We start from the raw sequence: 15369 nt of genomic DNA, 5'->3' as shown, positions 1-15369 counted from the left end.
CAACCGGGCGCTTAGCCCTGCTTAAGCGGTGTGGCCTGTCATGGGCGCACCCCACACCCGAGGAGTCGTCGTGGACAGCGCACCACACCCCCGGCGCCACTGGATACTCGCGGTGATGTCGTTGTCGTTGTTGGCGATCGTGTTGAACAACAGCGTCCTCAACGTCGCCATCCCCCAGCTCATCACCGACCTCGGGGCCACCACCACCGAGGTGCAGTGGATCGCCGATGTCTACTCCCTGGTGTTCGCGGGCCTGCTGCTGGCCGCGGGCGCCGTCGCGGACCGCTTCGGGCGCAAGCGTTACACCCTCGGCGGCCTGGCGGTCTTCGGCCTCGGCTCGGTGCTGGCGGCGTTCTCCGACGGGGTCACCGAGTTGCTCGTGGCCCGCGCGGTGATGGGGCTCGGCGCCGCGTTCGTCATGCCCGGCACGCTGTCGATCATCGCGCAGGTCTTCCACGGCCCCGAGCGGCCCAGGGCCATCGCCGTCTGGGGCGGGGTGTCCGCGCTCGGCGTGGCCATCGGCCCCGTCGTCGGCGGCCTGCTGGTCGGCTCCTTCGGCTGGGCGTCGGTGTTCGTGCTCAACATCCCCCTGGTCGTGGTGACCCTGGCGATCGGGCTGGCCACCGTCCCGGAGTGGCGCGACCCCGCCGCGACCCCGGTCGACGTGCCCGGCGCGCTGCTGGGCGCCGTCGCCAGTTGCGCGCTGGTCTTCGCGATCATCGAGGCCCCCGCCCAGGGCTGGGCCTCGGCCCCCGTGCTCGGCTCGCTCGTCGCCACCGCGGCCGCGGGCGTGGGGTTCGCGGTGCGGATGCGCCGCGCCGAGCACCCGCTGATCGACCTGCGGGTGTTGGGCAGCAAGACCTTCCTCGGCGCCAGCGTCGGAAACCTGCTCGTGGTCTTCGGCCTGGCCGCAACCCTGTTCGTGCTCGCCCAGCAACTGCAGTTCGCCTTCGGGTTCAGCCCGCTGGAGTCCGGGCTCGGCGTCGCGCCCACCGCGGTGGCCACCATCCTCGCCTCCGGCCTCGCGGGCCCGGTGACCGACCGGCTCGGCACCCGCCTCGCCGTCGCGCTCGGCCTGGCCTGCTCGGCGGCGGGCATCCTCACCATCGCCTGGGCCGATGGCTACGGGCAGGTGCTCGCCGGGCTGATCGCCGTCGGCGCGGGCTTCGGCGTCTCGCTCGCACCGGCCACCGACGCCATGCTCAGCACCGTCCCCGACGAGCGCGGCGGCATGGCCTCGGCGATGAACGACACCATGCAGGAACTCGGCTACGCCCTCGGCGTCGCCGTCGTCGGCACCGTCTTCCACCGCCTCTACACCGGTTCGCTGGCCGACCTGCCCGAACAGGCCAGGCTGTCGCTGGCCGGAGCCGCCCAGTTGTCCCAGCAGGACGGTCGGCCCGACATCGCCGCCCGCGCCGCCGCCGCCTTCTCCGACGCGGTGGGCCTCGGGCTCACCGTGGCGGCGGCGGTCGTGTTCGCGGGGGCGCTGTTCGCCCTCGCGACCCTGCCCACCCGGCTGCCCGGTCGCGGTCCGAGCGCCCGCCTGCCTGCCCCGGACCAGCCCCAGCCCGTCGCAGCACCCTGAACCACCCGGGGAACCCTCGCCTGGGAAGCCACTGAAGAAAGCGGGACCAGCCATGTACTGGGAGAGCACCTACATCGCCGGGCTGGGGGTCGACCTCCCGGAACCGCGCAGCGCCGCCCAGGCCGTCGCCGACGGGCACTACGACGCCGTCGACCACGAGGCCAACGGCATCGTCTCGGTCCTGGTCGGGGACGACCCGGCCCCGGTGATGGCCGCCCGCGCGGGCGCCGCCGCCCTGGCCGCCGCCCGCCGCCCCGCCGACGAGTGCGCCCTCGTGCTGCACGCCAGCCTGTGGTTCCAGGGCGTGGACATGGCCCCGGCCGCCTCCTACGTGGCGCGCAACGCCGTCAACGACCGCGTCCCCGCCTTCGAGGTGCTCCAGCAGTGCAACGGCGGCATGGGCGCGCTGGAACTGGCCGCCACCCAGCTCTGCGCCCGCACCGCCCCCACCACCGCCCTGATCACCACCGGCGACCGCTTCGCGGCCCCCGGCATCGACCGCTGGCGCAGCGAGAGCGGCATCCTCTACGGCGACGGCGCCACCGCCCTCCTGCTCAGCAACGACCGCGGCTTCGCCCGCCTCCTGTCGACCGCCACCACCGCCGACAACTCCCTCGAGCAGGTCGTCCGCGGCCCCGACTGGCACGACGCCCCCGGCGCCCGCCCGGTCGCCATCGGCGAGCGCATCGCCGCCTACCCCGGCGGCATGCGCGCCGTCCGCGCGGCCGCCACCCGCCTCGGCGCCACCGTCCGCGAGTCCGTCGACCAGGCCCTCATCGACGGCAAGACCGACATCTCCGAGATCGCCCACGCCGTGATCCCCGCCAGCGGTCGAGCCAAGCTCCAGTGGCAGCTTCACCAGCTCATCGGCGTCCCCGAGGACAGGACGAGCTGGTCCTTCGGCCGGGTCGCGGGTCATCTCGGCGCCGGTGACCAGTTCGCCGGCCTGCACCACGCGCTGGCCACCGGCATCGTGGGGGTCGGCGACAAGGTCCTGCTCGTCGGCGGCGGCGCGGGCTTCACCGCGACCTGCGCTGTCGTGGAGATCGTGGACACGCCCGCTCTCTAGGGCCTGTTCCGCGCCACCGCGACATCGCCCGCCCGCTCGGCCAGCGAGCTGTGCACCATGGCGATCAGCTCGTCGAAGGTCAACCCCAACGGAGTCGACAACTGGAAGCCCGCCCCCCGCTCCAGGCACACAAACCCATGCAGCACACTGCGCAGCATCCGCACCGCCGAGACCAACTCGTCCTCATCGGAGATCCGGTACCCCCGCAACGTCTCCGCCACCACCCGCAGCATCACCCCCTGCGCCAGCCGCAACTCGTCCGACACCTCCACCGGGTGCTGTATCGAGTCGTACCGACCCGGTCGGGTCGTCGCGAACTCGCGGTAGGCGTGGCAGGTGGCCGCGAGGGCGTCGGAGCCGGAGCGGCCCGCCGCGGCGGAGCGCAGGATGGTGGCCAGTTCGCTGGTCGAGTCGGCGGCGAGGCGGCGGAACAGGTCGGCGATGCCGTCGATGTGCTTGTACAGCGAGGGGACCCGGACGCCCAGGTGCGCGCCCAGTTTGCTCAACGTCAGCGTGCCCAACCCGTCGGCGTCGGCCAGTTCCGCGGCGGCGGACACGACCGACGCCGTCGACAGGCCTCGTCTGGGCATGGCTCGTGACCCCCGGCTGGTTTGATATTGGTCATAGCTCTTTGGCTAAGTAGAATAGCTGGGTGAGGTTTTGTCAAGATGCCCACCGCGGGCAGCGGCTCGGAAAGCGTTGCGCGGCAAAGAGGGCGGCTCGTAGGCCGCGCTTAAGGAGCGTCCTAGCCCGCTCGTCGAAAGTGGCGGCAGAAAACCGCGACAAGACGGAGTGCTGACATGACCCCTGTGCTGAGCGCGGCGAGCGCACCCCCGGACACGGGTTCCGTCGCCGCCCTGCTCGACGCCGCCGCGGCGGCCGCGCCCGACCGGCCCGCGGTGTCCGACGCCACGGGCGCCTGGACCTACGCCGAACTCGACGCCGCCGCCACCTCCGCCGCGCACCGGCTGCGGGCCGCCGGGGTCGAGGTGGGCGACCGGGTCCTGCTGCGCCTGGGCAACACCCGCGAGTTCGTCGCCCTGCTCTACGGCGCCCTCCGCGCGGGCGCCGCGGTCGTCCCGGTCAACCCGGCCATGCGCGGATACCACCTCTCCCAGGTCGTCGCCGACGCCGCTCCGCGCCTCGTGGTCGCCCCCGCCGACGACCAGACCGCCGCCCGCTGCGCCGGGACCGCCCGCCTCGCCACCGCCGACGAGGTCCTCGCCCCGACCGCGACCACCGAGCTGCCCGCGGTCAGCGACGACGACCTGGCGCTGCTCATCTACACCTCCGGCAGCACCTCGGCCCCCAAGGGCGTCGTCTGCCCGCACCGCGCGGTCCGCTTCGCCGCCTCGGCCATCGCCGCCCGCCTGGGCTACCGCGCCGACGACACCATCCTCACCGCCCCGCCGCTGTCCTTCGACTACGGCCTCTACCAGGTCCTCCTCGCCGCCCTCGCGCACGCCGAGCTGCGCCTGGCCGACGCCGCCGACCCGGTCGCGCTCATGGCCACCCTGCGCGCCTCCCGCGCCACCGTGGTCCCCGTCGTGCCGTCGCTGGCCGACATGCTCACCCGCCTCGTCCGCCGCGGCGCCACCCCCGCCCACGTCCGGCTGCTCACCAACACCGGCGCCGCCCTCACCGCCCCCACCACCGCGGGCCTGCGCGCGGCGTTCCCCAACGCCGCCGTCGTCCCCATGTACGGCATCACCGAGTGCAAGCGCGTCACCATCTGCGAACCCGACGGCGACCTGGCCAAGCCCGGCTCCGTCGGCCCCGCCCTGCCCGGCACCCGGGTGCTCGTCCTCGACGAGCACGGCGCCGAACTGCCCGCGGGCCAGGTCGGCGAGATCGTCGCCGAGGGCCCGCACGTCATGGCCGGCTACTGGAACGCCCCCGAGCTGACCGCCGCCCGCTTCCGCACCGGCCCGACCGGGCGGCGCCGCCTGCACACCGGCGACCACGGCTCGCTCGACGCCGAGGGCCACCTCTACTTCGCCGGCCGCCGCGACGACCAGTTCAAGCGGCACGGCACCCGGATGAGCGCCATCGAGATCGAGGCCGCCGCCGCCGACGTCCCCGGCGTCACCGCCGCCGCCCTGCTGCCCCCCGACGGCGACCGCGACATGGTCCTCGTCGTCACCGGCGCCACCGCGGCCGAGGTCGTCCTCGCGGGCGTCGCCGACCGCCTCGAACAGGCCAAGGTCCCCCCGGTGTGCCTCGTCCGCGACACCCTCCCCCTCACCCCCAACGGGAAGTTCGACAAGAAGGCCCTGCTCGCCGACTGGGAGGACGCCAGTGCTCACCGCTGAGGACCTCGTCGACCGCTACGGCAGCCCGCTCTACCTCTACCGCGCCGAGAAGGTCGAGGCCGCCGCCGCCGACCTGCGCGCCGCGCTGCCGACCGGGGCCGTGGTCATGTACTCGCTCAAGGCCAACCCGCACCCCGAGCTGGTCCGCGTGCTGCGCGGCGCGGGCTGCCGGGTCGAGCTCACCTCCGCAGGCGAGCTGGCCAGCGCCCTGACCGCCGGGTTCGCCGGGGCCGACTGCCTCTACGGCGGACCGGGCAAGACCGTCGCCGAGCTGACGGCCGCGTTCACCGCGGGCGTGCGCGCCTTCTCCGTGGAGTCGCTGGCCGACCTGCGCCGCGTCGGCGCGGTCGCGCTGCGCTTCGACGCGCACGCCACCTGCCTGCTGCGGGTCAACCCGCCGTCGAACGCGGGCGGCGCCGGTCTGCGGATGACCGGCCAGCCCTCCCAGTTCGGCCTGGACATCGCCGCCAACCCCGAGGTCACCGGCGCCGACCTGGCCGTGCCGGGGGCCACCGTGCGCGGGTTCCACTTCTACCCGCTGACCAACAGCCCCGACGAGGACACCCTGCGCGCCGAGCTGCTCGGCAGCGTGGGCGTCGCCGCCGACCTCGCCGCCAGGTGGGGCCTCGAGGTCACCCACCTCGACCTCGGCGGCGGCTTCTCCACCCCGTACGCCGGGCCGGGGCGGCGGCCGGTCTACACCACGCTGCGCGCCCCGCTGGAGGCCGCGCTGGACGAGCACTTCCCGGCCTGGCGCTCACCCGGCTTCGAGCTGGTCTTCGAGTCCGGCCGCTACCTCGTCGGCGACAGCGGCACCCTGCTGTGCACCGTCACCGAGGTCAAGGCCAGCGGCCCCGGCACCTACACCGTGCTGGACACCGGCATCCACCACCTCGGCGGGCTCTCCGGCATCGGCCGCCTGCGCCCCATGACCGCCCGCCCGGTCACCCCCGCGACCGGCGACCCGGTCACCACCACCCTCGTCGGCCCGCTGTGCACCCCCGCCGACATCGTCAACCGCCACGCCACCCTTCCCCCCGCCGAACCCGGGCAATTGCTGGAGATCCCGAACGTCGGCGCCTACGGCCTCACCGCCAGCCTCATCGGCTTCCTCAGCAGGCCCGCCCCCGCCGAGGTCCTCCTCCGCGGCGACCAGGTCCTGCACGCGTCCCGCTTGCGCCTCGCGCGCGAACCCCTCACCGAGAAAGGAACCCAGCCCATGCCGTGGGACACCGAGTTCGAGGCGCAGTTGCGCGCCGCCCTGCCCCGCCTGACCGCCTCCGTCGCCGCCGACACCAGCCTGCGCGCGGCGGGCCTGGACTCGCTGGCCACCGTGGAGCTGCTCGTGCTGCTGGAGAACGCCTACGGCGTGACCATTTCCGACGACGTGCTCACCCCCGACGCCTTCGCCAGCCCCGGCTCCCTCTGGGCCGCCGTGGCCGACCAGTTGCACCCCGCGGGTGCGCCCGTCTGAAACCGGGTGGACCACCAGCACCACCGAGGCCGCCGCCCCGGGTCACCGACCCGGGGCGGCGGCCTCGTCGCGTCGGCAAGTGCGGGACACATCACAAGTAACGCTCTAATCTCTTCGTCGTGAATGGACTGTGCGGCCGCGCGGCTCCTTTGTCGGGGCCGCCCCTGGGGGTTCGGTAGGGGTTCCCCTTGCTTGTTGTTGGCAACCGATAGGGGTTTTGCGCCGAATCCGGAGCACTGGGCTGCGCTCACTGTTAGCTGCGTGTAAAACAAGATCTAGCCGCTCCGCGTACGACTCAGGTTAGGCCGGTCGGCGGATTACGGTGCTGGTGGATCACGTGCAGACTAGTGGCATTAGCCAGCGCGCTAAGGGGATCGCCGGAGTGGATCGGGCACCCGAAAACATCAAACGAGCGCGATCCAGCGGGGCCGAGGGGGTCGGGATCGCGGTTGATCCGCCAATTTTCCTGTCGAAATCGGGGTGCGGAGAAATGGAATACAGAGTTCTCGGACCGTTACAGGTCGCCACCGCGGCCGGAGCGTTCGCGCCGAAGGCGGCCAAGGTCAAAACACTGCTGGCCACCCTGCTCGTGCGCGCCAACGAGGTGGTCTCGCTCGACCAGCTCCAGGAGTCCATGTGGGGCGGCCACGGCCCGCGCAGCGCCCGCACGGCGCTGCACGTCTACATCTCCCAGTTACGCAAGTTCCTCGGCGAGCAGGGGGCGGAGACCAGCCCGGTCAAGACCTGCGCGGGCGGCTACCTGCTCGAAGCCGACCCGGACGGCATCGACGCCTTCCGCGCCGAACGCCTCATCGGCCAGGGCCGCAGGCTGCTCGAGGCCGAGGACCACACCGCCACCACCGAGACGCTGTCCACCGCACTCGGCCACTGGCGCGGCGCCACCCTGCACGGCCTGCACGACAGCTCCGTGCTGCGCAACGCCGCCATCCGCCTCGACGAGCTGCGCGTCTCCGCCATCGAGATGCGCGTCGAGGCGGACCTGGCCCTGGGCCGCGACCGCCACCTCATCGGCGAACTGCTCACCCTGGTCAGCGAGCACCCGTTCCGCGAGGCCTTCTACCGCCAGCTCATGATCGCCCTCTACCGCTCCGAGCGGCAGTCCGAGGCCCTGCGCGTCTACTCCCAGCTCCGCAGCACCCTCAACCACGAACTCGGCCTCGAACCCTGCCGCATGCTGCGCTCACTGCAACAGGCGATCCTGCGCGCCGACCAGTCGCTCGACCCGTACTTCCGGCACACCGCCGCCGCCGTCTGACCGCCGTCTGACCGCTGTGCCCAGTGGTGCCAACGCAGCCACCCTGGCCGGCCACCCCGAGGCCACGCCCCGACCCCAGCGGGCAGCGCCCGGATGGGCCAGGATGGCCGACGGGGGACGGGTACCGGGCCCGGCCCAGGAACGGGACGGGAACAACACATGCGACTCGACCTCGGCGGCCGCACCGCCCTGGTGACCGGATCCACCCAGGGCATCGGCGAGGCCATCGCCGCCGGACTGGCCGCGGCAGGAGCCCGCGTCGCCGTCAACGGCCGCACCGCCGACAAGGTCTCCGCCACCATCGACCGCCTCGCCGCCGCCGCCGACACCGAGTTCGTCGCCGCCCCCGGCGACCTCGCCACCGAGGACGGGGCCGCCGCCGTCGTCGGCGCCCTGCCCCAGGTCGACATCCTCGTCAACAACCTCGGCATCTTCGGCGCCCAAGACCCACTGTCCATCACCGACGAGCAGTGGCGCCGCTACTTCGACGTCAACGTCCTCAGCGCCGTCCGCCTCACCCGCGCCTACCTGCCCGGCATGACCGAGCGCGGCTGGGGCCGCGTCCAGCACATCGCCAGCGACTCCGCCATCGCCACCCCCGCGGAGATGATCCACTACGGCATGAGCAAGACCGCCCTGCTCGCCGTCTCCCGCGGCTTCGCCAAGGCCGCCGCGGGCACCGGCGTCACCGTCAACTCCGTCATCGCGGGCCCCACGCACACCGGCGGCGTCGAGGACTTCGTCTACAGCCTCGTCGACAAGTCCCTGCCGTGGGAGCGGGCCCAGCGCGAGTTCATGCGCCTGCACCGCCCCCAGTCCCTGCTCGGCAGGCTCATCGAACCCGAGGAGATCGCCAACATGTGCGTCTACCTCGCCTCCCCGCTGGCCTCGGCCACCACCGGCGGAGCCCTGCGCGTCGACGGCGGCTACGTCGACTCCATCCTGCCGTAACCCTCCCCGCGTCACGGGGACAGGTAATAGAACCGCCTGCACCCCAGGATGAGCCCGTCATCGCCAATGGTGAAGAAGTCCGCGAACTCCACCCCCACGCCATCCACACCCGCGTGCCGCCCAACCGCCGCCACGCAGTCCCCGTCCGCGACAACCTTGAACAACTCATGCGCGCCCACCACCCGCCGCGCCGCCAACATCTCCAACACCTCCGCCCGCCCCCGCGCGTCCGCCGCGTCCGGCCTGCGGAACTGGGCGTCAGCGTGCAACAACGACCCATAACCGTCCAGGTCCCCGCCGTCCAGGTACAGGTACGACAGCCGGACGTGGTCGACCGCCACAGCCAGCACCGCCGCGCTCGGAACCGCCTCGACCACCATGGCTTCCCTCCCAGCAGTGGCCCGGACCGGGAAACCACCGGGCCCGACAACGAGGTTGTCGCCATCGGTTAACCGAACGCTATCCGCGCGCTATCCCGCCGTTGGCCAACACCCGCGCACCCAGCGTCATCGCAGCTCAGCGACCTGTCGCCCACCGTCGCAAACCGGCCCGGTGCCTGCGTTCGGCGCTCGCCCGCGAGCGCCGAACGGCGGAAACCCGCTGGCATCCGACGGATATACAGCGGGGATTAACGGTGATTACGCTCAGCGCGTTGCCCGGTGACCGACGCGGAGGTGCCCCATCGACACGGTGACGGGGGCCGAGTTCCGCGTGCTGGGCCCGGTGGAGGCGCGCGGACCCCGCGGCCAGGTCCGCATCCCGCCCGGCCGCCAACAGGTCATCCTCGCCTGCCTGCTGGTCGAGGCCAACCAGGTCGTCAGCACCGAACACCTCGTCGACGCCCTCTGGGACGACCAACCACCCGACACCGCCCGCACCCAGGTCCAGATCTGCGTCTCCCGCCTCCGCAAGAGCCTCGGCGACGCGGGCCTCGCGGTCCCCATCGAGACCCGCCCACCCGGCTACCTCCTGCGCGTGAACGAGACCGCCCTCGACGTCCACCACTTCACCCGCACCGTCGCCGAAGCCCGGGTCCTGGCCAAGGAAGGCCGCGCCGCCGAAGCCGCCCGCCTCCTGCGCGAGGCCACCGGCCTGTGGCGCGGCCCCTGCCTCAGCGGCCTGCCGCACCGCGCCCTGCGCACCCGCGCCCTGCGCCTGGACGAGGAACGCCTCGCCGCCACCGAGACCTACCTCGAACTCGAACTCGGCATCGGCCGCCACCACCACCTCGTCGGCGAGATCACCCGCCTCGTCCACGAACACCCGCTGCGCGAACGCCTCCGCGCCCAACTCATGCTCGCCCTCTACCGCTCCGGCCGCCAAGCCGACGCCCTCGACCTCTACCGCGCGGGCCGCGACCTGCTCATCGACGAACTCGGCCTCGAACCCGGCGAGGACCTGCGCAAGCTCGAGAGCGCCATCCTCGCGGGCGACCCCGCCCTCTCCGGCCCCGCCACCGAGGCCCCCGCGCCCCGCGAACCCGTCGACCCACCCGCACCGCCGCACCGCGTCGAGACCCCCCGCCAACTGCCCGCCGACACCGCCGACTTCCTCGGCGACGCCGCCCTCATCGCCACCGCCGAGACCGCCCTCACCGGCGACGGCCCCGCCGTCGGCGTCGTCGTCATCGTCGGCCGCCCCGGCGTCGGCAAGTCCACCCTCGCCACCCACATCGGCCACCGCCTCGCCGCCGACCACTTCCCCGACGGCCAACTGCACTGCGACCTGCGCGGCACCCGGGGCGAACCCGGCGCCGCCGCCGACATCCTCGGCCGCTTCCTCGTCGCCCTCGGCATCCCCGGACCCGTCATCCCGCAAGGACTCGACGAGCGCCGCGAGATGTACCGGACCCTGCTCGCCACCCGCCGCGTCCTCGTCGTCCTCGACGACGCCGTCGCCGAGAGCCAGGTCATCCCGCTGCTGCCCGGCAGCTCCGGCTGCGCCGTCCTGGTCACCACCCGCACCCGCCTCACCGGCGTCCCCGGCGCCCGCCAGATCGAACTGGACTCCCTCGACCCCACCCGCTCCCTCGAACTGCTCCGCCGCGTCATCGGCGACCAGCGCGTCGCCCGCGAGCCCGAGGCCGCCACCGCACTCGTCCGCACCGTCGGCGGACTCCCACTCGCCCTGCGCATCATCGCCGCCCGGCTCGCCGCCCGCCCGCACTGGTCACTGGCCTCCATGGTCACCCGCCTGGCCAGCGAACGGCACCGCCTCGACGAACTCGCCCACGGCGAGATGACCATCCGCGCCAGCCTCTCGCTCACCCACGACGGCCTCGACCCCGCCGCCCGCACCCTCTTCGGCCTGCTCAGCGCCATCGACGGCCCCACCCTGCCCGGCTGGGCCGCGGGCGCCGTCCTCGACGACGACCGCCCCTTCCCCTCCGACCTGCTCGAACCCCTCGTCGACGTGCAGATGCTCGACGTCGCCTCGGTCGAGACCACCGGCGAGTTCCGCTACCGCTTCCAGGACATCGTCCGCCTCTTCGCCCGCGAACAAGCCGCCACGCTGCCCCACCCCGTCGCCCCCGCGGTCGAACGCGTCATCGGCGGCTGGCTCGCCATCGCCGAACAAGCCCACCGCCGCATCTACGGCGGCGACTTCACCGTCCTGCACGGCGCCGCACCCCGCTGGCAACCACCGGAGGACTACGTCACCGCCGTCCTCACCGACCCCCTCGAGTGGATGGACAGCGAACAGGCCAACCTCCGCGCCGCCATCACCCAGGCCGCCCGCTGCGGCCTGCACGAGGCCGCCTGGGACCTCGCCGTCACCGTCGCCACCCTCTTCGAGGCCCGCGGCTACCTCGACGACTGGGAGAAGACCCACGAGGAAGCCCTCACCGCCTGCCGCACCGCGGGAAACCGCCTCGGCGCCGCGGCACTGCTGGGCTCCCTCGGCACCCTCCACATCAACCGCGGCCACCCCACCCGGGCCGACCAGACCCTGCGCGCCGCCCTCACCGAGTTCCTAGCCCTGGACCACCCCGTCGGCCTAGGCCTCTGCCACCGAGACCTGGCCCTGCTCAGCCGCCAATCCGGCGACGACGACACCGCACTGTCCCTTTACGACAAAGCCCTGTCCTACTTCGACCGCGCGGGCGACATCGTCGGCCGAGCCATCGTCCGAACCCAGAGCGCCCACATACTCACCCGCCGCGACCGCATGGCAGAAGCCCGCACCCACCTGGACGAGGCCATGTCCATCTACCACGAGGTCGGCTACACCCACGGCATGGCCCACACCCTCCGCCGCCTCGGCCAGGTCCAATCCCAATCCGGCGACCACACCGCCGCCGCCGAGACCATGACCAAGGTCCTCACCATGGTCCGCACCACCCGCGACGTCATCGGCGAAGGCCACCTCCTCTGCAACCTCGGCGAAGTCTGGTCCGCCGCGGGCAACCCCACCAAAGCCCGCGCCTACTACGAAGAAGCCCTCTCCGTCCGAGAGACAATCCTCGACCACACCGGCGCCGCCCGAACCCGCCACCAACTGGCCCGGCTCCTCACCACCACCGGCCACCACCCCCAAGCCCGCCTCCTCCTGGAACAAGCCCTGACCACCTTCACCGACCGGGGCCTGTCCCGAGACCAAGCCGCCGCCCAGTCCGACCTGGCGGCCCTGCCTCCCGCCCCGCTCGCTGCGATCAACTCCTCCATCGGGTCCTCGATCCGTGGGGAGGGTTCGGTACCATCGGTTGTGGTGGCCGGGTGAGGCTGTGGACAACTCCGGATCTTGGAACGGGAATTGTCGGGGGTCTCTGGTAGCCTGAATTCGGAATGGCGCGCGAAGGCAGTGGGCGGTCGGGTTTCTCAGGTCTCTGGCTGCCCAGGTCTGGTGTGGCCTGTGGGATGTGGACGGTGCCGCGGTCGGTGAGCCCGATGCCCGGGGTGTGCAGAACCCGAATTCGGCTCGCTCCTGCGGACACGCCTCCAGCCCCCTTGCGAGCGCCCCGCTCTGTTGCGCGACCAGCTCTGTACCCCTGCCGCCTTGTGCCGACCTCGTGCTCGCGGGCCGATGCCCCGCCCCGCCCCGCCCGATCCGTGACACGGTCCGGGGCTGCGCCGGCTGAGTGGGCTGGGCGTCGAACGCTGTGGGCGTCGAATGCTACGAGCGGCGGCAATGTGGTGCGGCCACTGCGCTCCTGCTTGTGTGCGGGCGCGAGGCGGGGTTCGCGAGTCGCCTCGCCGAACGCACTCGGATCGGATGTCCGGCCAGAGGGATGCGCCGAGGATGATGGTGCTTGCCGCCAGGGGCGCGACGGCCGATGGGCGGAGTCCGCCGTTGTGTTCGTCGGTTGAGCGCGTTTCGTGTGTGGCCGGTGGGGGGATCGGCGGTTCGGGACCTTGGCTTTCCGACTGGGCGCTCGATCGTGTGACAAGCTGCGGGGCCCCGGTGGTCGCGTGGGTGAGGGCGTCGACTCGGCGGAGTGGTTGGCGTTTGGTGCGGTGGGGGTGGGTCAGTCCCAGGGGTTGCTGTCGGTGGTGGAGGGCGGGGTGGTGGTCGTGGTGGGGGCGGGGGACGGGATGGGGGTGGTGTCTGCGGCGGCGTGGGCGGTGATGCCGAGGAAGAGGGTGGTGGCGAGGGCGGCGGTGGTGGCGAGGGTGCGCATTGGGGCTCCGTGGGCTCGGGGGCTGGGGTGTTTCGGGGTGCTGAGGAAAAAGTTATGTGGCTGTCTAATCTCGGGGCTATCTCCGGCTTTATCGCGGCGCTATCACGGGGGGCGGGTGGATTATCGTGAGCTGGAGGGTGGGGTTGAGCTGGGGTTTTGTAGCTATCGCTGAGGGGTTGTCTGGGTGATGCCGAGGGGATAGCGGGATTTTGAGTATTGGAGGGGTAAGAGGAATTGCGGGGCTGTGGTCTCGCGGAAGGGAGCTGTCGTGTCCGAGGTCGATGGTGGGGCTTCCCGGTTCGGTCGGTTGCTGCACGGGCACCGCGCGCGGGTGGGTCTGACACAGCGGGAGTTGGCTGACCTGTCGACTGTGAGCGTGCGGGCGATTCGGGATCTGGAGCAGGGGCGGGCCCGGAAGCCTCGGCAGGACACGGTGCGGCTGGTGTCTGACGCGCTGCGGTTGGGGGTGCAAGCGCGGGGGGAGTTGGAGAGGGCCGCGCATCAGGGGCGGGCGGGGGTCACCGTGGGTGCGGACTACCCGGTGGAGATGGCTCCGGCGCCGGTGGTGGATGGGGTTCTTGTGGGGCGGGAGCGGGAAGTTGCCTCGTTGATGGGGGAGCTGGAGAGCGCGCGGTTGGTGACCGTGGTGGGGTTGCGTGGGGTGGGTAAGACGCGGTTGGTGGCTGAGGTTGCTGGGCGGCTACACGGGGATGGCGTGCCGGTTCTGTGGGTTGGGGGTGAGTGCCCGATGCGGGATGAGGTGCTTGCCGGTGTTGTCGCGGCCGGGGTTGCCGGGTTGGGGCGGGGCGGGGATGGCCAAGCGCTGGGTGAGCTCGTTGAGGTCATCGCGGGGCGGCGGACGTTGCTGGTGGTTGACGACCCGGGGGTTGCGTTCGATGAGGAGCGGGTTCGGGGGCTGATGCGTGAGTGCCCGGGGCTGCGGGTGCTGGTCACGTCGCCTGCCCCTGTGGAGGTGGCTGGGGAGCGGTTGTTCTTGTTGTCGCCGCTGAGTGACGCGGAGGCTGTAGAGCTGTTTGAACACTGCGCGCGGGGTGAGCGGGTGCTGACTGAGGCTGACCGGAGCGTGGTGACGGAGATCTGTCGCCTGGTGGACGGGGTGCCTGCGGCGGTCATCGCGGCCGCGTCGTGGTTGGCGGTGTATGGGGTGGAGATGTTGCAGACCGCCTTGCGGGACGACCTGCTTGGCCACGTCGAAGGTGTGCTGAACCCGTCGGGGGTTCGGGAGGGGGTCTCCCGGTGCGTGCGGGAGTTACCCGACCCGCGGTTACTCGGGCGGTTGCCCGCCGAGTTCACCCTCGACGACGTGGTGGCGGTCAGCGGGTTGAGCCTGCCCGAGTGCGGACGTGTGGTGCGTGGTCTCCTTCTGCGGGGTGTGGTGCGGGCGCGTGAGGTGGACGGCTTCCGGGTGTTGGGGCTTGTGCGGGTGGTGTTGGGTCAGGTTGTTGATCTGGTGGTTGTGGCTGTTTGAGTGGGGTGGTTGGTGCGCGACTGCTTCTGGTCGCGTGTGGTGGGTGGCGTCCGCGTGTTGGGTTGTGCGGGCGATATCGGTTGGGGTTGTCGGTTCGGTGCTTGCGGCTGGGTTGTTGGGGCGCGGCCTGCTTCGGCGGATGTGGTGTTGCTGCGGGTGGTGGATGGTTGGCAGGTGTCGCGATCAGTGCTGCTCGAGCTGTCGGCGTGGTGCTCATGAGTACGGGAGCGATTGTCGGACGGTTGTGTGGGATGCGGTGTCGCTGCGTGCGGTGGGCGATTGTCGGCTTGGTGTGAGGTTCGCGGGTCTTGAGTGTTGCGGGTGGTGTTGGCTGCAAGTGTCGGCATGGTGCTTGCTTGCAGCCGGGGTGGGCATGGTTTGGCTGCGTGGATGGGTGAGCTTGTTGGGCTTCCTTGAGCTTGTTGGGCGGGTCGGGCGTGGAGCGGGTGGGCGGTTTGAGGCTGCTTGAGCCGCCTGTCAAGTGCCGGTGGGACTGCCGGTTGGGGGGCTTGGGGGACGGTTCACTGGGGCGGCGCAGGGCTGTGGTCCTGATATCCGACCGCGAATGCGGGTTGACCGGGGCGCCGACTGG

Annotated in this window: 11 protein-coding genes; 8 read left to right on the top strand and 3 right to left on the bottom strand. The window is 72.1% G+C overall.

What is annotated here, in order from left to right; translation table 11 throughout:
* Positions 1-70: 70 nt before the first annotated feature.
* Both GCL84_RS10935 and GCL84_RS10930 read left to right on the top strand, forming a co-directional pair.
* Positions 71-1588 (top strand): MFS transporter, encoded by a 1518-nt coding sequence (locus tag GCL84_RS10935; protein WP_197523164.1) that lies wholly within the window; start codon positions 71-73, stop codon positions 1586-1588.
* A 52-nt stretch (positions 1589-1640) separates the two neighbouring features.
* Complete coding sequence (locus GCL84_RS10930; RefSeq protein ID WP_156755313.1) at positions 1641-2657, top strand: ketoacyl-ACP synthase III family protein; 1017 nt, start codon at positions 1641-1643, stop codon at positions 2655-2657.
* Here GCL84_RS10930 and GCL84_RS10925 read toward each other — a convergent pair.
* Entirely contained in the window at positions 2654-3247 is a 594-nt protein-coding gene (locus tag GCL84_RS10925) for a TetR/AcrR family transcriptional regulator (protein WP_156755312.1), read from the bottom strand. The genes GCL84_RS10930 and GCL84_RS10925 overlap by 4 nt on opposite strands.
* A 210-nt stretch (positions 3248-3457) precedes the next feature.
* Here GCL84_RS10925 and GCL84_RS10920 point away from each other — a divergent pair, with 210 nt between their 5' ends.
* From GCL84_RS10920 to GCL84_RS10905, 4 genes are all read left to right on the top strand, one after another.
* Positions 3458-4969, top strand: coding sequence for a class I adenylate-forming enzyme family protein (locus GCL84_RS10920; protein ID WP_156755311.1), 1512 nt, complete (start codon positions 3458-3460; stop codon positions 4967-4969).
* Positions 4956-6443, top strand: a complete 1488-nt coding sequence (locus GCL84_RS10915; protein ID WP_156755310.1) for a phosphopantetheine-binding protein — start codon at positions 4956-4958, stop codon at positions 6441-6443. The genes GCL84_RS10920 and GCL84_RS10915 overlap by 14 nt, the downstream gene beginning before the upstream one ends.
* A 490-nt stretch (positions 6444-6933) precedes the next feature.
* Positions 6934-7719, top strand: coding sequence for an AfsR/SARP family transcriptional regulator (locus GCL84_RS10910; RefSeq protein WP_156755309.1), 786 nt, complete (start codon positions 6934-6936; stop codon positions 7717-7719).
* A 159-nt stretch (positions 7720-7878) separates the two neighbouring features.
* A complete protein-coding gene (locus GCL84_RS10905) occupies positions 7879-8670 on the top strand; it encodes an SDR family NAD(P)-dependent oxidoreductase (protein ID WP_156755308.1) in 792 nt (263 codons plus the stop codon).
* Between the two features lie 11 nt (positions 8671-8681).
* Here GCL84_RS10905 and GCL84_RS10900 read toward each other — a convergent pair whose 3' ends face one another.
* Entirely contained in the window at positions 8682-9050 is a 369-nt protein-coding gene (locus tag GCL84_RS10900; protein ID WP_156755307.1) for a nuclear transport factor 2 family protein, read from the bottom strand.
* A gap of 310 nt (positions 9051-9360) precedes the next feature.
* On the opposite strand from GCL84_RS10900, the gene GCL84_RS10895 reads away from it, so the two are divergent.
* A complete protein-coding gene (locus GCL84_RS10895) occupies positions 9361-12390 on the top strand; it encodes an AfsR/SARP family transcriptional regulator (protein WP_235926147.1) in 3030 nt (1009 codons plus the stop codon).
* Between the two features lie 745 nt (positions 12391-13135).
* Here the strand turns inward: GCL84_RS10895 and GCL84_RS10890 are convergent.
* Positions 13136-13288 carry a hypothetical protein gene (locus GCL84_RS10890; protein WP_156755306.1) on the bottom strand — a complete coding sequence of 51 codons (153 nt, stop codon included), beginning with the start codon at positions 13286-13288 and terminating at the stop codon, positions 13136-13138.
* A gap of 268 nt (positions 13289-13556) precedes the next feature.
* Here GCL84_RS10890 and GCL84_RS10885 point away from each other — a divergent pair, with 268 nt between their 5' ends.
* Positions 13557-14777, top strand: coding sequence for a helix-turn-helix domain-containing protein (locus GCL84_RS10885; protein ID WP_156755305.1), 1221 nt, complete (start codon positions 13557-13559; stop codon positions 14775-14777).
* Positions 14778-15369: the final 592 nt, after the last annotated feature.

Source organism: Actinokineospora pegani (assembly GCF_009745975.1).
GTDB classification, from domain to species: Bacteria; Actinomycetota; Actinomycetes; order Mycobacteriales; family Pseudonocardiaceae; genus Actinokineospora; species Actinokineospora pegani.
Note: the sequence above shows the minus strand (reverse complement) of the source record. Positions and strands in the feature narration are given on the sequence as shown.